General features: G+C 53.0%; 18 protein-coding genes. 7 read left to right on the top strand and 11 right to left on the bottom strand.

The genetic code is table 11. From position 1 onward, the window contains the following. Positions 1 to 99 precede the first annotated feature (99 nt). The 5 genes from leuS to hydA all read left to right on the top strand — a co-directional run bounded on the left by leuS (position 100) and on the right by hydA (position 7,674). Complete coding sequence (gene leuS, locus ACK3CJ_RS03325; RefSeq protein ID WP_409524996.1) at positions 100 to 2,694, top strand: leucine--tRNA ligase; 2,595 nt, start codon at positions 100 to 102, stop codon at positions 2,692 to 2,694. Positions 2,695 to 2,706: 12 nt separating this feature from the next. Then, a complete protein-coding gene (gene lptE, locus ACK3CJ_RS03320) occupies positions 2,707 to 3,219 on the top strand; it encodes an LPS assembly lipoprotein LptE (protein ID WP_409524995.1) in 513 nt (170 codons plus the stop codon). A 7-nt stretch (positions 3,220 to 3,226) separates the two neighbouring features. Next, on the top strand, positions 3,227 to 4,258 hold the full coding sequence (gene holA, locus ACK3CJ_RS03315; protein ID WP_409524994.1) for a DNA polymerase III subunit delta: 1,032 nt from the start codon (positions 3,227 to 3,229) through the stop codon (positions 4,256 to 4,258). Positions 4,259 to 4,635: 377 nt separating this feature from the next. After that, positions 4,636 to 6,138 (top strand): NCS1 family nucleobase:cation symporter-1, encoded by a 1,503-nt coding sequence (locus ACK3CJ_RS03310; protein ID WP_409524993.1) that lies wholly within the window; start codon positions 4,636 to 4,638, stop codon positions 6,136 to 6,138. 90 nt (positions 6,139 to 6,228) lie between these two features. Then, complete coding sequence (hydA, locus tag ACK3CJ_RS03305) at positions 6,229 to 7,674, top strand: dihydropyrimidinase (RefSeq protein WP_409524992.1); 1,446 nt, start codon at positions 6,229 to 6,231, stop codon at positions 7,672 to 7,674. 46 nt (positions 7,675 to 7,720) lie between these two features. Here the strand turns inward: hydA and ACK3CJ_RS03300 are convergent, their stop codons facing one another. Both ACK3CJ_RS03300 and ACK3CJ_RS03295 read right to left on the bottom strand, forming a co-directional pair. Next, positions 7,721 to 8,392 (bottom strand): DNA-3-methyladenine glycosylase I, encoded by a 672-nt coding sequence (locus tag ACK3CJ_RS03300; protein WP_409524991.1) that lies wholly within the window; start codon positions 8,390 to 8,392, stop codon positions 7,721 to 7,723. Between the two features lie 24 nt (positions 8,393 to 8,416). Continuing rightward, a complete protein-coding gene (locus tag ACK3CJ_RS03295) occupies positions 8,417 to 9,070 on the bottom strand; it encodes a hypothetical protein (protein ID WP_409524990.1) in 654 nt (217 codons plus the stop codon). Between the two features lie 117 nt (positions 9,071 to 9,187). Here ACK3CJ_RS03295 and ACK3CJ_RS03290 point away from each other — a divergent pair, with 117 nt between their 5' ends. After that, on the top strand, positions 9,188 to 9,580 hold the full coding sequence (locus ACK3CJ_RS03290) for a glutaredoxin family protein (RefSeq protein ID WP_409524989.1): 393 nt from the start codon (positions 9,188 to 9,190) through the stop codon (positions 9,578 to 9,580). A 117-nt stretch (positions 9,581 to 9,697) separates the two neighbouring features. After that, positions 9,698 to 9,847, top strand: coding sequence for a DUF3096 domain-containing protein (locus ACK3CJ_RS03285; protein ID WP_409524988.1), 150 nt, complete (start codon positions 9,698 to 9,700; stop codon positions 9,845 to 9,847). Between the two features lie 14 nt (positions 9,848 to 9,861). Here the strand turns inward: ACK3CJ_RS03285 and ACK3CJ_RS03280 are convergent, their stop codons facing one another. The 9 genes from ACK3CJ_RS03280 to ACK3CJ_RS03240 form a co-directional block, all read right to left on the bottom strand. Further along, positions 9,862 to 11,328, bottom strand: coding sequence for a helicase HerA-like domain-containing protein (locus tag ACK3CJ_RS03280; RefSeq protein WP_409524987.1), 1,467 nt, complete (start codon positions 11,326 to 11,328; stop codon positions 9,862 to 9,864). A gap of 150 nt (positions 11,329 to 11,478) precedes the next feature. Next, positions 11,479 to 12,129 (bottom strand): DUF799 domain-containing protein, encoded by a 651-nt coding sequence (locus tag ACK3CJ_RS03275; RefSeq protein ID WP_409524985.1) that lies wholly within the window; start codon positions 12,127 to 12,129, stop codon positions 11,479 to 11,481. Further along, positions 12,122 to 12,493, bottom strand: coding sequence for a DUF4810 domain-containing protein (locus ACK3CJ_RS03270; protein WP_409524984.1), 372 nt, complete (start codon positions 12,491 to 12,493; stop codon positions 12,122 to 12,124). The genes ACK3CJ_RS03275 and ACK3CJ_RS03270 overlap by 8 nt, the downstream gene beginning before the upstream one ends. 6 nt (positions 12,494 to 12,499) lie before the next feature. Beyond that, positions 12,500 to 13,171, bottom strand: a complete 672-nt coding sequence (locus ACK3CJ_RS03265; protein WP_409524983.1) for a CsgG/HfaB family protein — start codon at positions 13,169 to 13,171, stop codon at positions 12,500 to 12,502. A gap of 226 nt (positions 13,172 to 13,397) precedes the next feature. Continuing rightward, the gene (locus tag ACK3CJ_RS03260; RefSeq protein ID WP_409524982.1) at positions 13,398 to 13,898 is read right to left on the bottom strand and encodes a GNAT family N-acetyltransferase; all 501 of its coding nucleotides are present in this window, start codon (positions 13,896 to 13,898) and stop codon (positions 13,398 to 13,400) included. 196 nt (positions 13,899 to 14,094) lie between these two features. Then, the gene (locus tag ACK3CJ_RS03255) at positions 14,095 to 14,964 is read right to left on the bottom strand and encodes a D-hexose-6-phosphate mutarotase (protein ID WP_409524981.1); all 870 of its coding nucleotides are present in this window, start codon (positions 14,962 to 14,964) and stop codon (positions 14,095 to 14,097) included. Positions 14,965 to 15,006: 42 nt separating this feature from the next. Then, entirely contained in the window at positions 15,007 to 17,814 is a 2,808-nt protein-coding gene (locus tag ACK3CJ_RS03250) for an EAL domain-containing protein (protein ID WP_409524980.1), read from the bottom strand. A 23-nt stretch (positions 17,815 to 17,837) separates the two neighbouring features. Then, positions 17,838 to 18,923: a chemotaxis protein CheB gene (locus ACK3CJ_RS03245; RefSeq protein WP_409524979.1), complete on the bottom strand. Its 1,086-nt coding sequence runs from the start codon at positions 18,921 to 18,923 to the stop codon at positions 17,838 to 17,840. 14 nt (positions 18,924 to 18,937) lie between these two features. Next, positions 18,938 to 20,803 (bottom strand): HAMP domain-containing methyl-accepting chemotaxis protein, encoded by a 1,866-nt coding sequence (locus tag ACK3CJ_RS03240; protein ID WP_409524978.1) that lies wholly within the window; start codon positions 20,801 to 20,803, stop codon positions 18,938 to 18,940. Positions 20,804 to 20,831 lie beyond the last annotated feature (28 nt).

Genomic DNA, 20,831 nt, shown 5'->3' with positions numbered 1-20,831 from the left:
CTTTCCAATTAAACTGAGCAAGGCGCCTGCCATCAGAGCTGATTTATTCACCTGAGTGCAGACAAAGCGCTTGTTGTTAACGGGATTTGACCAGACACAATGAACGAACAGTACCAGCCCCAGTCGATCGAGCCTCAGGCCCAGCAGTTCTGGGAACGCAGTGACAGCTTCAAGGCGAGCACGGACACCTCCAGAGAGAAGTTTTACTGCCTGTCCATGTTCCCCTACCCCAGTGGCCGACTACACATGGGACATGTCCGAAACTATACCATTGGAGATGTCGTTTCACGCTATCAGCGCATGAAGGGCAAGAATGTTCTGCAACCCATGGGCTGGGATGCGTTTGGTCTGCCGGCAGAAAATGCGGCAATCAATAACAATGTCGCGCCAGCCAAGTGGACCTATGAGAACATCGACTACATGCGCAATCAGCTCAAGCGCATGGGCTTCGGATATGACTGGTCACGTGAGCTGGCTACCTGCCACCCTGAGTATTATCGCTGGGAGCAGTGGTTCTTTACCAAGCTGATGAAAAAAGGCCTGGTCTACAAGCGCGAAGCGGAAGTGAACTGGGACCCGATCGATCAGACAGTTCTGGCCAACGAGCAGGTGATCGACGGCCGCGGCTGGCGCTCAGGTGCCCTGGTAGAGCGCAAGAAAATTCCACAGTGGTTCCTGAAGATCACCGACTATGCTGACCAACTGCTCGACGATCTCGACAAGCTGGAGCACTGGCCGGAACAGGTCAAAACCATGCAGCGCAACTGGATCGGTCGCTCGCACGGTGTTGAAGTCACCTTCCAGGTACCAGGTGATGGCAGTCTGGAGGTCTTCACCACCCGCCCGGATACGCTGTTGGGCGTGACCTTCCTGGCCGTTGCTGCACAGCACCCACTGGCACTGCAGGCCGCTGAAAATAATGCAGAACTCGCGGTCTTTATTGACGAATGCAAGAACATCAAGGTCGCCGAAGCCGATCTCGCTGTGATGGAAAAGCGCGGCATGCCACTGGGCATTGAAGCCATTCATCCGCTGACTGGCGAATTGGTCCCGGTATGGACCGCCAACTTTGTCCTGATGGAGTATGGCTCCGGTGCTGTCATGGCCGTTCCCGGCCACGACCAGCGCGACTGGGAGTTCGCCACTAAGTATGACCTGCCGATCAAGCAGGTGATTGCACCGCTGGACAACAAAACTCCGATCGATCTGACCAAAGAAGCCTTCACAGACAAGGGTGTGCTGGTTAACTCCGGCAACTTCGATGATCTCGAGTTCGATCTGGCGTTCAAGGCGATCACCAAGGAGCTGGAAAAGAAAGGCTGCGGCAAAGTCACCATCCACTACCGCTTGCGGGACTGGGGTGTATCGCGCCAGCGTTACTGGGGTGCTCCAATCCCCGTGATCAACTGCCCAAGCTGTGGCGCAGTTCCAGTACCTGAAGATCAGCTACCGGTTGTGCTGCCAACCGACGTCGAGTTTGACGGTGTCGGCTCTCCCATCAAGAAGATGGATTCTTTCATTCAGACCACCTGCCCGACTTGCGGCGGTCCGGCTGAGCGTGAAACGGACACCTTCGACACCTTCATGGAGTCCAGTTGGTACTTTGCCCGCTTCGCCAGCCGTGAAACGTCTGATGCTATGCTGGATCCAACCCACTCAGGTTACTGGCTGCCGGTGGATCAATATATCGGCGGTATTGAGCATGCGATTCTGCATCTGCTCTATGCACGTTTTTTCCACAAACTGATGCGCGATGAAGGCCTGGTCGATTCAGACGAGCCCTTCACCCGACTGCTTTGTCAGGGCATGGTGCTGGCTGATACCTACTATCGTGATGACGCCAACGGCGGCAAAACCTGGATATCACCACAAGACGTGGTAACCGAAACCGACGACAAGGGTCGCATCATCAGCGCGCACCACAAGGTCGACGGCGAGCCGGTGTTGTCTTCCGGCATGTCCAAGATGTCCAAGTCCAAGAACAATGGTATCGATCCTCAGGTGATGATTGATCGTTACGGCGCCGATACTGTGCGCCTTTTCATGATGTTCGCGGCACCGCCAGAGCAGTCACTGGAATGGTCAGATTCAGCAGTAGAGGGAGCGCACCGCTTCCTGCGTCGCCTGTGGAAACAGGTATTTGATCATCAAGTGCTTGGCCTGCCTACCGCGGTGATCAAACCGGATCAGCTCAATGAAGAGCAGCGCGAGCTGCGCCGCAAGGTGCACGAAACCATTCAGAAGGTCAGCGATGACGTTGAGCGTCGCCAGACCTTCAACACCGCCATTGCCGCCGTGATGGAGCTGACCAATGCTACCGGGCGCTTCGTTGATATCAGCGAACAGGGCCGTGCCGTGATGCAGGAAGCGCTCGAAGCCTCAACCCTGTTGCTGGCACCGATTGTTCCGCATATCAGCCATGAACTCTGGCAGAGCCTGGGTCATGGCGACGCGATCCTCAACACCGCCTGGCCGAGCGTCGACAGCAGCGCGCTGATTCGCTCCAATGTCGAGATCGTGGTTCAGGTCAACGGCAAGGTTCGAGGCCGTATCGATGTCGCGGCAGATGCCGATGAGGATGTGATACTTCACTCCGCACTGGCGCTTGAAAATGTGCAAAAACATATGGAAGGCAAAGCGATTCGCAAAAAGATCGTGGTGCCAAACAAACTGCTCAATCTGGTTGTAGGTTAACGGAGAACACGGATGCCAAGACATCATTCATTCTGGTCAGCGGCACTGCTGCTGGGGCTCTGCCTGCTGCTGGTCGGCTGCGGGTTCAAACCCAGAGGTTTCTACGCTGTACCGGATGCTCTGCAGGAAGCAACACTGGTGACCATGAGTGATCGTCCGAGCGAGATACGACCGATGCTTCAGCGCGCACTGCAGGTTAACGGTATTGACCTTATGGAGAACGCACCGATCATTCTCGAGATTCATGAAGAGCGTCACAGCCGTCGCTCAGTGACCCTCAGGGGCCGGGCCACAGGTTCACAGGTTGCTGAGTACGAACTGCGCAGCGAAGTGTTCTTCAGTGTCAGGCAACGAGAGGGTGATGTGTTATTGATTGCGCCGCGCAGCATCTTCACCGAGCGGGTCTATGCCTATGACGGAGATAACATCACCGCCAGCGAAGCTCAGGAGGTTGTACTCAGACAGCAGATCTATCAGGATCTGGCACAACAGATCGTGCGTCAGTACGTCAGCCTGAAGCCCTGAGCCCGACATGAAGACCAACCCGGATCAACTGGCCAGAGTATTGCAAAAGCATACTCTGGCCCCGATCTATCTGGTAACCGGCGATGAGCCGCTGATGTCGGGTGAAAGCTGCGATCTACTGCGTGCGTTTTTCCGTGAACAGGGCTTTACCGAGCGCGAGGTGCATCATGTTGATGCCTCCTTCAGCTGGGATCTGGTTTTACAGAACACCAATGCACTGTCGCTGTTTGCCGAGCGCAAGGTGATTGAAGTACGCATGGGGCAGCACAAGCTGAACAAGGCCGATAGCCAGCACCTGCAGATGTATCTGAAAAATCCCGCGCCCGACACTGCGTTTCTGCTAGTCGCGGACAAACTCGATGGCACCAGCAAGAAGTCTGCCTGGTACAAGGAGATTGAGTCTCTGGGGCTGGTAGTTGAGATCTGGCCTCCCGAACCGGAGCAACTCCCATCCTGGTTGGCCGGACGTGCTACCAGGCTCGGCATTACACTCTCCCAAGACGCTACAGCCTTGCTGGCAGACCGAATTGAAGGCAATCTGCTGGCAGCCCAACAGGAGCTGGACAAACTTCAACTACTCTACCCCAATCAGAGCATCGGTGTGGATGAGATCTCCGCGGCCGTCTCCGACAGCTCACGATACGATGTATTCACCCTGATTGATGCAGCTTTAGGACAGCAACCGGAACGCTGCCTGAAGATTCTCCATGTGCTGCGACATGAAGGAACAGAAGCTGCCGTAACCCTCTGGGCCATCACCCGTGAACTGCGCTCCCTGCTTGCCGTCAGCAACGGCCTGGCTTCCGGCATACCTTACGATACGCTGTGCCAGCGCGAGCGCATCTGGGGAAAACGCAAAAAGCACTTGCAACAGGCCTGCCGTCGCCTGCCATCTCACTTGCTCGAACAGCAACTGAAACAGTGCATGCTTGCCGACCGCGCCATCAAAGGACAGCGCATCGATGATCCCTGGTTATTGATGGAACAGATCATCATTACACTGGCAGGTATCTCACTGTCTCTTGCCATATCAGAATAAGCCTCCTGCGTAGTCCAATTGTTACAACCCTCCGTTCCAGCCTACAACCCTCTTTCCACCTGAAAAAATAAATTCTTTTATATCAATAGATTGATCTTTTATTTTTACCTTTTGGAAAAAAATGCTTGCACATTTTTTCGTCACGCATAGTATTTACCAAAAGGTAAAAAACAATAACAAATACCAGACAGTCTGAACAAACCTCTGCCAGAATCCAACGCCTGGTTTGTCAGCCTGCCTTGCAAGGGCCCCGCACAGATGAAGTTGTAACAACACAACATGAACACTGGCCAGCGAATTGCATGGGATCCTCTCGTTTTGTGAGTACCTGCCGACGTTTGGCCGGTTTCATCAATAATAACGATAGAGGATGTGCTATGACTGGAAATACAACTGGCACTTCATCAGCCGTCAAGGTTGGTGAATTTTATGAGCTGAATACTGGCGAAGATGTCAGTGGCAGCGCTCATTACAACGAAGATATTGCTCCCACTCAGGTCAAGGACCGCACCTGGTCCGTCTGGAATATCGCAGCCCTGTGGATAGGCATGTCAATCTGCGTACCCACTTACACGCTTGGTGGCGTCCTGACTGCCTACTTCGGCCTTTCGGTCACTGAAGCCCTGATCACCATCCTGCTGGCCAATATCGTCGTCCTCGTTCCTTTGGTATTGAACGCCTATCCAGGCACCAAATATGGCATCCCGTTTCCGGTGCTGTTGCGTTCATCCTTTGGCGTACTCGGCTCCAATGTTCCCTGTCTGATTAGAGCACTTGTTGCCTGCGGCTGGTTCGGGATTCAAACCATGTTCGGTGGGATCGCGATTCATATACTCTTCTCAACGCTGATCCCAGGCTGGGCCGCCATGGGTAGCAGCGGTGAAGTGATCGGCTTCTTCCTGTTCATGGCAATCAACCTTTACATCGTGATCAAGGGATCAGAGTCGATCAAAATCATGGAGACCCTCTCTGCACCACTGCTTCTGGCAGTGAGTATCGGTCTGATGATGTGGGCAACACCCCAGATCTCGATCACCGAGTTACTGCTGACTCCCGCCAACCGTCCTGCTGAAGCATCTTTCTGGGGCTATTTCTTCGGTGGTCTGACTGCAATGGTCGGTTTCTGGGCAACACTGTCGCTCAATATCCCTGACTTCAGTCGCTTTGCGAAATCTCAGAAAGATCAGATCATGGGACAGATCATCGGTCTGCCGCTGACCATGTTCTTCTTTGCCTCGCTGGGTGTAGTGCTGACTGCCGCATCTTTCAATCTGGTGGGAGAAACCATCTCTGATCCTGTCAACCTGATCGGACGTATCGACAGTCCCTTCTGGGTGGTGATCGCGATGATCATGATCATCATCGCCACCTTGTCGACCAATACTGCGGCCAACATTGTATCCCCCACCAACGACTTCCAGAACATTGCACCGAAAAAGATCAATCACACCCGTGGCGCGCTGCTGACCGGTGCGATCGGTGTACTGCTGATGAGCTGGGAGCTGCTGAAAAAACTGGGCGTCATACATTCCGACGTCAGTGTTGAGGCGATGTACAGCGGTTGGCTGCTCGGCTACTCAAGTCTGCTGGGGCCAGTCGCCGGGATCATGATCGTGGATTATTTCCTGATCAAACGCCAGTTCCTTAATCTGCCTGAACTCTACAAAACTCATGGCATTTACAGCGGTTTCAACTCGGCGGGGCTGATCGCCTTTGCTGTTCCGGTTGCGCTGACTCTGGTGGCCATCACCACCGGCGCATTAAGCTGGTTCTACGATTATGGCTGGTTCACCGGCTCCCTGCTGGGTGGTCTGGTCTATTACATCGCCGCCAGCAAACAGACTGTAATGGTCGGCGACAGCGTGGTTCAGAGTAACTGATCCGCTTAAAGGAGTGGCGTTACAACAAGCAAAGCGAGTGGCGCCACTCACAGAACAAGATTTCTGCTACACAATTATAAGGAGTGACCTATGTCCATCGTGATTCGTGGCGGTACCGTCGTGACCGCAGACAGGACCTTCGCTGCCGATGTTTATTGCAAGGATGGCTTGATTGCAGCGATAGGCGAAAACCTCGACGTACCGGCCGGAGCAGAAGTGGTCGATGCCACAGGTCAGTACATCATGCCCGGTGGTATCGATCCTCATACCCATATGCAACTTCCCTTTATGGGCACGGTTGCCAGTGACGACTTCTTCACTGGCACTGCTGCGGGGCTGGCCGGTGGTAACACCAGTATTATCGACTTCGTTATCCCTTCTCCACAGCAGCCACTGATGGACGCCTATCATCAGTGGCGCGACTGGGCTGGCAAGTCAGCAGCCGACTATGGCTTCCATGTTGCCATCACCTGGTGGGACGAGTCGGTCAAGGAGGATATGGGCACGCTGGTGCGCGAACATGGCGTGAACAGCTTCAAGCACTTCATGGCCTATAAGAACGCAATCATGGCTGATGATGAAACACTGGTGAAAAGTTTCCGTCGCTGCATGGAGCTGGGTGCGATCCCCACTGTGCATGCCGAGAACGGTGAGCTGGTATTCCAGTTGCAGCAGGAGATACTGGCGCAGGGTATCACAGGCCCCGAAGGCCACCCCCTGAGTCGCCCACCTGCCGTGGAGGGTGAAGCAGCAAACCGTGCAATTCGCATCGCGCAGGTGATGAATGTCCCTATCTATATAGTTCACGTGTCCTGCAAGGAGTCTCTGGAGGCGATCACCCGCGCACGTAACGAAGGCCAGCGCGTATTCGGTGAGTGTCTTGCCGGCCATCTGGTGATTGACGACAGTGTGTACCGCCATCCCGATTTCGAATTTGCCGCCGCCCATGTCATGAGCCCGCCCTTTCGTTCCAGCGAACACCAGGCTGCCTTGTGGCAAGGTCTTCAGGGTGGCAATCTGCAGACCACCGCGACCGACCATTGCTGTTTCTGTGCCGATCAGAAAGTCGCTGGCAAGGACGACTTCAGCAAGATCCCCAACGGTACTGCCGGTGTGGAAGATCGTATGGCCGTTCTCTGGGATGCCGGTGTCAACACTGGCAAACTGACAATGAATGAGTTTGTTGCCGTCACCTCAACCAATGCGGCACAGATCTTCAACCTCTATCCACGTAAAGGCGCTGTGAGCGTCGGCGCCGATGCCGATCTGGTCGTCTGGGATCCGGAAGGAAGCCGCACGATTTCGGCCAAAACCCATCATCAGAATATCGATTTCAATATCTTTGAGGGGCGCACAGTCAAAGGCATCCCTTCGCATACGATCAGTCAGGGCAAGCTTGTGTGGAAGGATGGTGATCTGCGTGCCGAGAAAGGGGCCGGCCGTTATGTTGAACGCCCGGCATTCAGTGCCATGTTTGATGCACTGGCCAGACAGGGCCATCACAAAACTCCGACGGCCGTAAAACGTAATCAATAGGTCGATACTTTATGGCCGGCTCCGATATGGAGCTGGCCATTTACCATCAGTCATCCACACTGCAAGCCAGTATCCGGGAAAGATGGCTATACGGCAGCCCGGTCTCTTCGTGCCAACGATTGAAAGCTTCCTGAGCCTGCTTCAGCCCTTTCTGACTGGAGGGTGCAGCATCCATCAAGCGCTCACGCTTCAGTACCGCGGCGACGTCCCTGGAAAGCACAAACCCATCCCACCCCATGCTGCGCAGAAAATACTGCGGGGTAGCACCGCCCAATCTTGAGCCATGCTTCTGAAGCCACTTAAGCAATCCGGCCTGATCACTCGAAGGCCATTGTGCAAGAAAATGTCCAAAACCTTCATGCTGCTGCGAAGCTTCAACAATCATCCGTGCATTTTCGGGAACGGTCCGGATCTTCTGCATATTACGCACAATACGTTCATCCCGTGACAGCGCCTCCAGCACTTCGGGCGATACCTGCTGCCAGTAGAGAGGAACGAAACCCTGAAAGGCTGCTTCAAAACCTGGCCACTTATTGTCAATCACCCGCCAGACAAAGCCCGCTTTGAATATATACTGAGTCAGTACTGACAGATACCGATCATCCGGGATTTCACGCAACGTCTGCAGTTTTGCAACCTGAGGCAACAATGCCCGCAAAGCAGCAGCTCCGCCTTTACGCGCCAGCGCACGTTCATGAATGTCATCAAAAACCGACATGACAAGTTCCTTGGCTAATTAATATCAGATCCGACCATCATTCTGAGACAGATCTGTCTGCTCAGCGGTCTGTAAAGCCACCTGCGCAGGTTCCCGTACAAGCTTTCTTGCAGCCAGCGACGCCAGTAATATCAATACATACGCCAGCAGTTCAAGCCCCTCCTCAAAGAACTCATGATGAGGCAATGCATTTGCATCTTCAAAATAAGCGCCAGTAAACAGAGTAACAGCTGAGAGCAGGAACAGCAGCGCAACCGGGGAGCGAAGATATGCCATTGACTCCTGCCAGTAATGGGCAAAATTCCGTATAGCAACCACCAGTATCAGAATAGTTGCCAACAACAGGATAAGATTTCGCCCCATCCCGGAGCCAATCAGCACCAGAAAGGCATGCACGTCCAGGCGTTCAACATCAACTTCGCGCAAAAAGAAGCCATAACAAAGCAACGCACAAGCCAACAGTATCAGCTTGTCGTTTCGTTCATTCATCAGAGCCGTCAAGAAGAAAATTAAACACGAAACGACCAGCAAAACTGCCTGCAGATTTTCCAGCAGCCCGTTTTCATAATAAACCATGCTCTGTTCCTTAACAAAAACCAGATAGACACACACAATAGTCAAAGCCAACCAGGCACCCAGTACAGTAGCACCTACAACAGCCAATGAACGTCTAAACATGCTCTTTCTCTTGAATGATAATGACTGCAGTAGCTTTTCAGCGACCACTGTAACCAGCTTGCCATTTTAAAATGATATACTGCCACACCACTTTTTATCTGAGCAAACGATAATATCATGAGAACTGTTATTCGCTATTTCTTCCGCTTTGTTCGCCTGATTCTGACCCCGATCATGTTGATCAGCGAAAAACTGACCACACCGACTGCCATCACCCGCAGTGCTGATGAGCAGGCTCGGGTTGACCTGGCCACCAGTCGCCTTGCGCTATATCAATTTCGCGCCTGCCCTTTCTGCATCAAAGTGAGAAAGGAGATAGCCCGTCTTGGATTGTCGATCGAAACTCGGGATGCACGGCTCAATGCACAACACCGGGATGCCCTGCAAACAGATGGTGGCCGCGTAAAAGTTCCCTGCTTGCGAATTCAGCACGAGAATGGCAGTGAGGAATGGTTATATGAATCCGACGCGATCAAGAGCTGGTTGCAGCAGCATTTCGACACGGTATAACCGAAAAGGCTGCATATCTGTACAGACCAGAGAACCATGTCTACTGTCTATTGTCTATTGTAAGGTTCAGGGCGCATACTCACTCAGCACGCAAAATCCAATATCAAGGAGCAGATCATGACCGTTGCATTGACCCCCCTTATTTCTCTGATAGCAGGCATACTGATACTACTAGTTCCCAGATTGCTCAACTACATCGTCGCTATCTATCTGATTGTGATAGGCGTTGTTGGACTGTTCGGGATGGGCACTTTCAATTTCAGTTGAAGTCACCCAGTTGCTCACTTGAGCAGTGACCCCAGTATGCCGCGAAAGATCTTACGACCGAGATTACTACCGGCAGCCGTACCAAGACTACGCACCAGGCTTTTGACAAAAGCATCCGTCGTGCTCTGCCGACTGCCAGTTGCACGACCACTGTTCGAACTCGCACGCTTTTCCAGTTCAGCCCTGTCTTTCTCTGCCTGTCTGGCAGCCGTTCGCTCAGCTAGAACTTCATGCGCCGAGTATGGATCAACGGCATCCCGATAACGTCGCTGATTGTAGTCTTGTGCCAGAATGGCTGCTCGCTCCTGGGGTGAGGCTGGCCCCATTCTTGAATGAGGCGGCCGGATCAGGACTCTCTCTACCGGAGCAGGAATACCCTTGTCCTGTAGCGTCGATACTAACGCCTCCCCCACTCCCATTTCAGTGATGGCCGTGACGGTATCCAGGTCTGGATTTACTCGAAAAGACTGTGCTGCCACTCTGACGGCTTTCTGCTCTCTCGGTGTATAGGCACGCAACGCATGCTGAATACGATTTCCCAACTGTGCCAGAACCGTATCAGGTATATCACTCGGACTCTGACTGATAAAGTAAACACCCACGCCTTTGGAGCGGATCAGACGCACCACCTGCTCGATTTTTTCAAGCAACGCCTTGGGTGCATCACGGAACAACAGGTGCGCCTCGTCAAAAAAGAACACCAACACCGGCTGCTCTGGGTCACCCAGCTCCGGCAGTTGTTCGAACAGTTCTGATAATAGCCAGAGCAGGAAGGTGGAGTACACGCGTGGGCTGCGTATCAAGGTATCAGCAGCCAGGATATTAATCATGCCTCGCCCATCACGACTGGTTTGCATGAAATCACTCAACTGTAGTGCTGGCTCACCGAAAAAGTTCCGCCCGCCTTCACGCTCGAGCATCAATAAGCGCCTGAGTATTGCATTAACGGACGCTTTGGATACACCGTAGCCAGGGCCCAACTCCTTACCATGCTCCCCCAGATATTCCAGCGTGCTGCGAAGATCCGGCAGATCGACCAACAGCATCCCTTCGTTGTCAGCAAATTCAAAAACCAGAGTAAGTACACTTTCCTGAGTTTCATTCAAGTCCAGCAGTCGGGACAACAATTGCGGGCCCATGTCTGAAATACTGGTTCTTACCGGCGTGCCCTGTATCCCAAACAGATCCCAGAAAGCGACCGGATAGCCGCCTTGCTGATAATGCTCAATACCGATTGTCTGCAGCCGTTCATCAATTTTGGGGTGCGGAGTGCCGGGCTGACTGATCCCCGAGACATCTCCCTTCACATCGGCCATGAATACCGGGACACCGAGGTCGGAGAAACTCTCAGCCAGACATTGCAGTGTAACTGTTTTGCCTGTGCCCGTTGCTCCGGCAATCAAGCCATGGCGGTTGGCATAGCGGGGATTTAGTCCACACTGAGTAGTTGAGTTACCACCAATGAGAAGTGAATCATGCATAATGCTGGCCCTGCCCTTGAGTTAACCCTGAGTTTCTACCTATTCATTTCTGAAGAGTCATAGCATGAGCAACTCACTTCCCGCAAGCACCAACATCAACATCAGACCCAGGTAACCCACCAGAAGCGCTCTGAATCTATCTCGCCATCGCTATTCCACTATATAAGCTGGAGAGCGATGACCGACCAAAATTCCGTTATGGTGGTTTGGCCAAAGCAACCTACCGGTAGTAATCCCAGCGATCTGATGCGAACGTTCTGTCAGAGTATTGGCAACTTGCTCAACAACCGCCTGCACCAGCATACCGATTAAACCGCCACCAGAGCTGCGCTGTTCAGTTGACGAAGCTGTCGCCTCCCCTGACCACAGAGAAGTGCCTGTTTTCAGGTCAATAAGCTCTGCCCTGGCAGTTACGCGCGTATCACTGGAAACGACAATGTATGAAGTTCCGTATTGTAAAACATCAATATAGAGCACGGCATCAGCACCAAATATTTCATGGAGCCGCTGCAACGATACCTCTCTTATTTCTTCTGGATTCACTAGACCGTTTTGCTTAAACGTCTCTAACACCACTCCTACAGGAAGAACATAGTATCCAGATTCAGCCAGTGGATAACTGACATATGACAGCACACTTTGACTTGCTTTCACGTCGGGTGACACATTCACTGGGGGTAACACCAGAATAGACTTAGGCTGATGCTGTTTGAATGCAGTGTAGTCATAAGGCTCAGTTGTTGCGCACCCTGTCAGAAACAGCGCTGACAACAGCAGAATGGCACCGATTGTCTTACTCATTATTACCATCCCTGACTAACTCGCTGATTAGGAGATCCATGAAGGTTGTAGCTTCCGGAAACAGATTTTTTTCGATTTCAAAGTGTTCAACCGCCAACACATCTTGACCGCTGTGTGAGTAGAGCATGCCAAGGTGCGCATGCATACCCGGAGGAACATACCTGTCTTCAGCATTCGCTTTTATAATATTTTCATTCAATTGATCAATCTGCTGGCCTGGGTCTTCAGTATCCATATTGTAAATAACTGTCTGATATTCACCCCAACTGTAGAGCGTTTGCGGTCTATTACCCGCACAACCAACAAGAAACAGCAGCAATAGAAGAGCAGCAAACCGCCCGCAAGATTTAGTGATTTGAGTCATATCGGCTTACTCCACTGGTGACCAAAAGCCTTGATCAATACCCGTTACAAGACCGATAACGGCCTCACGGATAGCGAGGTCCAGTACCTTTCCATTCAAGGTAGAGTCATAGCTGGCTGTTCCACCAGTGCCTATGATTTCGCGACTGGATAAGGAGTACTCTCCAGCCCCCTGAGACGAGTAGACAACCTCTGAGGTAATGACATTAATCACGTTCAAACTCACTTTGGCATAAGCAATCTGCTCTTTACCCCGTCCTAGAATACCAAACAACTGCTGATCACCAACTGATCGGCGACCAAACTCAGTTACATCTCCAGTAACAACAAAGTTAGCGCCTTTTAACGTCTGCTCCTGTCCTGACAAGCCTGACTCAAATGAAAGTTCTGACAAATTTGCACGATCCAGTACATTAAAGCGATTACTCTGGTGCAGATGAGTCATCAGAATCGTTTTGGCCTGACTGCTCAGTTGATCAACACCTTCTGAAAAGATACCACGGCGAAAACTGGATCGATTATCAAACTTCCCTACTGAAAGGGCAGATTTGGGACCATGGTACTGGCTTGCTTGGTTCACGGTTTTGGGAACGTCAATCACTCGATGTGACTCAGTCGCGCAGCCACTGATCAGAAAAACGCTGAGAAAGGTAATACAGACGGTAGATAGTGCCTTCACGGATTATTTCCCTATATTAAAGACAGTTGGTGGAGAGCTTAATACTCCTGAATGAAGGGGATTCTATATGACACAAAGGGATATATTAAGAAAAAAGTTGAACTTTAAGTAATAAACGAAACACATAGATCAATATTTAATCATACAGATGTTTAAATGCATCAGTATAAGGGGACGTAATGGCACCTCACTGATAACAGCAAGGTGAGCCATTTTCGTCACCCCCTCAGCCATATGCTCGTTTAGAAAGACTTTTCTGCATCATGATCAGTTTGAAGAGCTCGCCACTGGCCAGCAGCTTGGTATTGGGTCCCAACGACTCAAACCCATTGCGCAGGTAAAACGACTCTCCTGTCAGGGTAGATGCCAGCGTCAGGTGGTAAACACCGATTGCACGACATGCATCTTCACAGTGACGAAGCAGGGTTGAGGCAACACCCATACCGGAAAAGGCTGGAGAGACGAAAAACGCTCGAAGCTCTGCTTCTTTGGGCGAACTGGCATTCTGCTGCGTCCAGCCACCACACCCGATAATCAGATCATCAAGCTGGGCGACGGCCAGAGTACCAGCCATCACTAATTGATCGATACCCTGAATCAACTCCAGACCGTTGTTAATCTGATTCAGGGAATAGTGCTCGCGTTGCAGGGAGCGTGTAGATTCTGTAATCAGCGTACGTATCTGATTCAGGTCTTGAGGTTGGGCGTAGCGAATAGTGCAGTCCATGCGTGTCATCCTTGATTAATTATCCATATCCATACAATTCTTGATAGGAAAGTCTTGATTGGAAAGTCTTGGTTGAACATTCCTCACAACAAACTCTGATAATACTGCAGCTTGAAGGATCTACCAAGATCCATGAGCAATTTCTTATTGAGAAGAATTCATGTGCTACCTCTGACTGTTAACGATTGTTTTGCACTCAAGCCATAATAGTTGTGGTTAATATGTGTGTCTCTCCCGGTGCAAGCAGGCGCCGATCAGGACCCGCATTGGCAGCTTCCACACAGATCATGCGGCGGTAGCCATCTGCAGGAAACTGACTCAGAACAGATGACTTTTTCGGCCCTGGATTCCACACAACAAGAGATGAGGAGCCTTCACGATCAATCGTCCGGTCAGGCATACCCGCACAAGTCAGAGTAACCGGGCCATTATAGCCGTGATAGATACGATCCAGTTCACCCCGAATGCTCAGTCTTTCATTACTTTCTTGCCGCTCTTCATTTGTCAGCTTGTCGAAAAACTTCACACCAGATAGTCCTACCAGCTCAACCTGATCAATATCCCTCACTGGAAGATAGGTGTGCAGCGCTTGGCTCAGCGGCTGTACTGCTGTGCCGACATTGCGACTTTTCAAAGACACCTTCAGCATCTGGCCCAGTTCAAATGCTACCTGCACGACCCAGGATTCATCCGGCAGGGCTGTCGCGATCAACTCCTCTGACAACCCCATGATTACCCTGACATGATCCGGAAATGACTCAACACTGAGCAGTTCCCAACGCGCCGTTCTGGCAATACCATGTGCCAGAGCATCGGGACGGTCATTACCAAACCAGGGCCAGCAGATGGGTATTCCACCACGCAGAGCAGTATCAGGAAGCTCATCATCAGCCTCACTGAACCAGAGCAGGTCTGCCTGACCAGCCGGACGACAGCTGACCAGGTGAGCTCCCGTCAGCGAGATGCGAGCATTCACCAGCGGATGGCGGATGCATAAGTACTCGCGCCCTCGTGAATTACATTCAAGTACGGCGAAATCTGGAAGAGATACTGTGGTTACAATCATTAAATCCTCATCAGGTAAATATTTGCAGTTTCAAGTAATACGTCATATGACCCCTTCCAACTGCTCACGCATACGGGCATTTTCCGACAGTAAGTCATGTGCACGGAACGCCTGCCGCAGTACCCCGCATAATTGCTCAGGCTCCCATGGCTTGGTCATAAAACGGAATACAGCCCCTTCATTGATGGCTTGCAGCACCGCCTCCAGTTGCGAATATCCGCTGAGTACAATAGAAACGGTTTCGGGATGCATCAGCCTGACCCGACGCAGGAAGTCGAGTCCGTCCAGCCCCTTACAATCCTGCAGATGGTGTTCGGCCACCACCACTTGCACCGGATATTGAGCCAGTAAAGTCAATCCATCGCGAATGCTGTTGGCTGTCAATATCCGGTAGCCCTCATGATGCAACTCACGCTTAAGAGCTTTCAACAGGTTGGTTTCATCATCCACTATCAACAAAGTCCGCTGTCCGGCATCAGCGGACCGGCCCCCATCAGAACTCAACACGCTGGCCAGATTTTGAAGGAAGCCTTCACATTCCCTGGCGGGCATTGGCTTCGCATAATGAAAACCCTGGATCACATGACAACCCATGCGCGACAACATATTCTGCTGAGCCTGCGTTTCCACACCCTCCGCCACCACTGTCATTGCCAATGTCTGCCCCATACGGATAATCGCCCGGACCAGCGCAGCATCCTCAACATTACTGACAAGACCATCGATGAACATTTTGTCGATCTTCAATTCCTGGAAGGGAAAACGTTTGATGTAGGTCAACGAGCTGAAGCCAGTACCGAAATCGTCGATCGACAGTTCCACTCCCATATCCCTCAGGAGTTTCATGCTACGTCCGGCATCTTCAGGGCGGCGCATCAACACGCTTTCCGTTATCTCAAGTTTGAGATAACGCGGCTCCAGCTCTGTTGCTACCAGTGCATGACGTACCAACTCAACGATGCTGCCATCTTCTACCCTACCTGCCGAGATATTGACCGAAACCGGTACCCGCGGTAGTTCATGCTTCTGCCATACCTTGAGCTGCCGGCAGGCTTCGTGCAGTACCCAGGCGTCAATTTTGGCAATCAACCCACAGGACTCTGCCAGCGGAATAAAACTCAGTGGTGGCCGCGTCTCACCTTGATGCTGCCAGCGCACCAGTGCCTCATAACCGATCAAGCGTCCACTGAGAAGATCCAGTTGCGGCTGGAAATGGAGCCGTAGTTCATCATGTTCAATTCCATAGCGAAGTTCCTGCTCGGTCCGCACCCGCCCCTCCAGCCAGAGATCCATATCGTGAGTAAAGCCGCTCAATCGATTACGTCCGGCGGCTTTGGCCTGATACATTGCTGTATCGGCTCGTTTCAGAAGTTGGGTCGCCTCCACACCATCTTCAGGATAGAAGCAGTATCCGATACTCGCGGTGAGTACACGTTCCTCCCCCAGCAATGAATAGGGTGCGGCCAGGAGCTCCAGCAAGCTGCGCAAGGGACCAGCCACCGCATCCGTTCCCTGCCGGTCTGCCAGAATGACAACAAACTCATCACCTCCCAGACGTGCCACAGTGTCTGTATCCTGAACCTCTTGCAGCAGGCGATCGGCCACTTTCAGCAGCAACTGATCACCGATCGGATGCCCAAGGCTGTCGTTGATCAGTTTGAAGTTATCCAGATCGATCAGCGCAAGCGTAAATCCCTGCCCACGCTTTGATGAAAGAGCGATTGCTTGATGTATACGGTCCAGCAACAAGCTGCGGTTGGGCAGCCCGGTCAGGGCATCAAAGTTGGCCTGATGCTCGACCTGCGCCTGCAACCCCTGCAGCAAGCGTGCCCGCCCCCAGGCCAGTGCCAACTGCTGCCCCAGTGTATCCAGAGATATCAGCGCTTCCTCCGGCCAAGGCTGCCCCTGCTCATGCAGCACATTCAGTATCCCCAACTGGTCGCTGCCAAGTCGGATCGGAACGCTGGCGTGATGTCCTGGTCCATATTCCTGTGTCAGTGCCGGACAGGCTACTATCTCCTGCGCCTGCTCGGTTTCTCCTTGCCACAACTGCATGCAATCGCAGTCTCCAGCACAGTGTTCTGAAAGCTGATCAGCCCCGGGGACCATACCAGAACGGCCCACCACTTCCAGCCTGCCGCCTTCGGGAGCCTCATGCAATAACCAGGCGCCCGTAACTTCGGGCAGCTCCAACACCTGTTCCATCGCCTTACGAATCACCTGCGCCTCAGTTTCGGTTTCTCCCAGCTGTACAGTAAAGTCGAGCAACCCATGCAACAACGCATGACTACGCTGCAACGCCTCATGCTTGTGCTTGAGTTTCTGATTCAGGCGGATACCCTCCTCATAGGTAGATATCAGCAGGCCAAGAATCTGTCGCTGAGCTGCATTGATAGTATGATGTTTGCCATTCAACTCAAGTTGCAGCTCCATATTGAAGCCTTCCTGATCCCGTAAGGCTGCGTTGGCCAGCAGATAGCGCAGCCGCGACAGCAGATAGCGCTCTTCATAGGGCTTGGTGATAAAGTTATCAGCGCCACTGCTGAGCCCTTTCAGTACATCGGCCGAGTCGGTCAGGTTAGTCACCAGCAACACTGGAATATGTCGGGTCGCTTCATTCGACTTGATCCGATGGCACAGGGTATAGCCATCCATCCGCGGCATCACCACATCACTGATCACCAGATCAGGTGGCTGTTCCTGTAGCATCTGCAACGCTTCCACACCATCTCTGGCCAATCGGACCTCACACCCTTGCCCCAGCAGCAGCTCCTCCAGCTTCACCGCCTGAGTCAGACTGTCTTCAGCTACCAGAATGTTCGTCTGTAACAACGTATTTATAGCGTCCATCGTCATCACCTGATTCAGCCTGCCTATCGTGGCTGTCCTTTTAAACCGTCATCTAACTGGCTGACCGCTACGTTCTGTCGGGCCCCCAGTTCATTCAATACCCAGGCGATCTCACGGGGCGACAGGGCATGTTTTGCCGCGCCACATTTTAATGCCTCACCAGGCATTCCATGCACAACCGAACTGGCCTGATCCTGTGCCAGAGTCAGCGCACCTTGCTGCCTCAGCTGCAGCATTTGCGCCACACCATCCTTACCCATGCCGGATAGCAGGATAGCTATGCAGCTCCCGGCGGCCACCTCTGCTGCCGATGCAAACAGATGCCCCACTGCGGGCCGCTGTCCTTGCCAGGGTTCGCTGCTGTCCAACTGGATGCGGAAGCCGCCAGACGCTCGGTCTGTCTGAACACCCAGATGGCAATCGTCCGGTGCAAGATACAGCCGCCCCGAGCACACCAGCTCGTTCTGCACTGCAATAGTCACGGGGATCGGACAGAACTCGCTCAGCCAGTCGCAAAAACTGGGCAGGAAGCCGCGGGTGATATGTTGCACCAGCAAAAGCGGCCAGGGTGGATCCGGTCGTAACTCTTTGAGCATCTCATGCAGGGCGGCTGGTCCACCTGTCGAGGAACCAATCACAACGAGCCGCTTTTCCCGGCCATTCACTACCTCCATCCGGGAGGCTGCAGGATCGCGATAGATACGCCGAACCACCTTGACCTGCGCCATGTTACTGACAACACGTAACAACTCTGCCGCATCCTGCTCAAATTCTGCATGCTGCAGGCCGCGCGGCTTCTGCACAACTGCGACGGCACCCGCCTCCAATCCCTGCATTGCCACCACCGCATCCCTGGGGTCCAGACTGGCGGTTACCAGCACGATCGGCACAGGTGACTCACTCATCAGCCGACGGGTAGTCTGGTAGCCATTCAGGCGCGGCATGTTAATATCCATCAAGACAAGATCCGGCCGCAACCGCGTCACCAGCGGTATCGCTTCTTCACCATCTACAGCCTCTCCCACTATCTGTATGCCACCACTATCCAGGATATAGTGCAGCAATTGACGCATCACCGGTGAGTCCTCAACCATGACCACTCTGACCATCGTTTTTCCTCCTGTCAGGTACGGAACTGCCCTACTCGCTCTCTCAAACTGTTGCCCAGCGCATGCAGATCCCGCGCCGCCTGCTCAGCCTGCCGCGCTCCTGCCACATTGTTCTGGCTGGCGTTGTTGATGTCCTGCATCGCCATCGCGACCTGATCCATCCCCACCAACTGCTGTTGACTGGATGCCGCGATCTGCATCGCCGCATTCGTTGACTGATCAAAGCGTTCCGTCAGAGCCAGCAGTGCCTCACCTGAACGTCGCGCCTGATCATAGCCGTTTTCCACAGCACGACTGTTCTGCTCCGTCATCAGCACGGCCTTGCTCATCGCTTTCTGGATCTCGTTAAGAATACTGCGCACCTGCACCGTCGCCTGCTTCGACTGCTCCGCCAGAGACCTGACCTCCTGTGCCACCACCGAAAACCCCTTGCCATGCTCATCTGCCTTCACCGCCTCGATCGAGGCATTGACCCCCAGCAGGTTGGACTGCTCGGCCAGATCACCCACGGTATTGACGATCTCGCCCACCGCCTGACTCTGCTCGCTCAGATTGCCGATGCTGTCAGACAGCGTCTGCATCTGCTGGCGTATATCACTCATCCCCGACATCACGGTATCCACCGCCGCCCGACCTTCGCGAGTGATCCGACTGGTCTGCTCGGCACTATCGGTAACCTGTCGCGCTTTCTGGCTCGCCAGTGTCGCCGTCTGCTTCACCTCCTCCACCGTGGTGGTGATCTCCTGCACCGCACTGGCAGTCTGTTGCGCCGAAGAGACAACCTGACCGGTGGTACTGAGAATCTCCTGACTGGCCGTTGCCAGTACCGCTATGCTGTCGTTCAGCCCACTGAGTAACTGGCGCAGGTTCCCGGCCATCACACTGAATGCGCTCCCCAGTTGATCCTGTTCCGAGCGTGGCTGGATCTGTACACTCAGATCACCCTCGGCAACCTGCTGTGCACGATCGGCCAACCCAGTGAGATACTGCGCCATATTGGCAAAGGCGTGCCCCAACTGATCACGCTCCGAGCGTGGCTGAATCTGATCGCGAAGATCACCCTCAGCAATCCGCTGAGCCTTGAGTGACAAATCACTCAGGTAACTCCCCATCTCATCAAATGCCTGACTCAACAAACCCACCTCGTCCTGTCGCAGTGACATGCTGGAACGGCTGATCCGCTCACCTTCGGCAATCATCCCGGCTGATTTCGCCAGTTCGACCAGGGACGCTGCCAGGGTTCTGTTCAGACTCCAGGTTGCTACACCCATCAGCAACAAAATCAGCAAGATGCCTGCCAACATGACCCGTCCCTGCAGGTTCAACTGCTCACCACTGCGCTCCAACTGCTGAACAACTTTCTGCTCCACTACAGCACTGATCTCCTCCGCCAGACTACGAATTCGCTCTATCCGTTCTTGCTGAACCCCCAGCAATAACGCCTGTGCCGACTGGCTATCACCCTGGCGCAAAAAGGGTAGTAGCTGACTCTGCGTAGTCTGATTGAACTGCTCATGCAATTGCTGCAATTCCCTCACGCTCCCCTGTAGCTGTGGATAAATCACCAACGCTTGCTGCAGGGCGCTCATTTTCTCGACCTCCTGCCCGATAGTGGACTGCAGCACCATCTCATCGGCACTGTTTAACCGGCCACGCAAACTGTGCCCCAGTATGCGGGACCGACGCTCATTGAGGTCGATCCGTAAGGATTCCAGTAACAGCATCGGTTGCATTGCTTCGCTATAGAGCTCCTGTTGTGTCTGTTGCAGCTGTTTCTGTTGCTGTAGAGACTGTAATAAAAGCAACAGCATGATCACCGCCAGAGTACCGAACAGCAGCAACAACTTATTCCGTGTCTTCAAGTTCAGATAATAGTTCATGGCTTGTGTATTCCTCTTTTTTTGCGGC

The organism is Nitrincola salilacus, from assembly GCF_046271865.1.
In the GTDB taxonomy this organism is placed as follows: domain Bacteria; phylum Pseudomonadota; class Gammaproteobacteria; order Pseudomonadales; family Balneatricaceae; genus Nitrincola; species Nitrincola salilacus.
This window is presented reverse-complemented; position numbering and strand designations above follow the sequence as displayed.

Excerpts from the sequence above, each read along its gene's own strand:
- leuS (WP_409524996.1), top strand. The coding sequence starts at position 100 with ATGAACGAACAGTACCAGCCCCAGTCGATCGAGCCTCAGGCCCAGCAG.
- lptE (WP_409524995.1), top strand. The coding sequence starts at position 2,707 with ATGCCAAGACATCATTCATTCTGGTCAGCGGCACTGCTGCTGGGGCTC.
- holA (WP_409524994.1), top strand. The coding sequence starts at position 3,227 with ATGAAGACCAACCCGGATCAACTGGCCAGAGTATTGCAAAAGCATACT.
- ACK3CJ_RS03310 (WP_409524993.1), top strand. The coding sequence starts at position 4,636 with ATGACTGGAAATACAACTGGCACTTCATCAGCCGTCAAGGTTGGTGAA.
- hydA (WP_409524992.1), top strand. The coding sequence starts at position 6,229 with ATGTCCATCGTGATTCGTGGCGGTACCGTCGTGACCGCAGACAGGACC.
- ACK3CJ_RS03300 (WP_409524991.1), bottom strand. The coding sequence starts at position 8,392 with ATGTCGGTTTTTGATGACATTCATGAACGTGCGCTGGCGCGTAAAGGC.
- ACK3CJ_RS03295 (WP_409524990.1), bottom strand. The coding sequence starts at position 9,070 with ATGTTTAGACGTTCATTGGCTGTTGTAGGTGCTACTGTACTGGGTGCC.
- ACK3CJ_RS03290 (WP_409524989.1), top strand. The coding sequence starts at position 9,188 with ATGAGAACTGTTATTCGCTATTTCTTCCGCTTTGTTCGCCTGATTCTG.
- ACK3CJ_RS03285 (WP_409524988.1), top strand. The coding sequence starts at position 9,698 with ATGACCGTTGCATTGACCCCCCTTATTTCTCTGATAGCAGGCATACTG.
- ACK3CJ_RS03280 (WP_409524987.1), bottom strand. The coding sequence starts at position 11,328 with ATGCATGATTCACTTCTCATTGGTGGTAACTCAACTACTCAGTGTGGA.
- ACK3CJ_RS03275 (WP_409524985.1), bottom strand. The coding sequence starts at position 12,129 with ATGAGTAAGACAATCGGTGCCATTCTGCTGTTGTCAGCGCTGTTTCTG.
- ACK3CJ_RS03270 (WP_409524984.1), bottom strand. The coding sequence starts at position 12,493 with ATGACTCAAATCACTAAATCTTGCGGGCGGTTTGCTGCTCTTCTATTG.
- ACK3CJ_RS03260 (WP_409524982.1), bottom strand. The coding sequence starts at position 13,898 with ATGGACTGCACTATTCGCTACGCCCAACCTCAAGACCTGAATCAGATA.
- ACK3CJ_RS03255 (WP_409524981.1), bottom strand. The coding sequence starts at position 14,964 with ATGATTGTAACCACAGTATCTCTTCCAGATTTCGCCGTACTTGAATGT.
- ACK3CJ_RS03250 (WP_409524980.1), bottom strand. The coding sequence starts at position 17,814 with ATGGACGCTATAAATACGTTGTTACAGACGAACATTCTGGTAGCTGAA.
- ACK3CJ_RS03245 (WP_409524979.1), bottom strand. The coding sequence starts at position 18,923 with ATGGTCAGAGTGGTCATGGTTGAGGACTCACCGGTGATGCGTCAATTG.
- ACK3CJ_RS03240 (WP_409524978.1), bottom strand. The coding sequence starts at position 20,803 with ATGAACTATTATCTGAACTTGAAGACACGGAATAAGTTGTTGCTGCTG.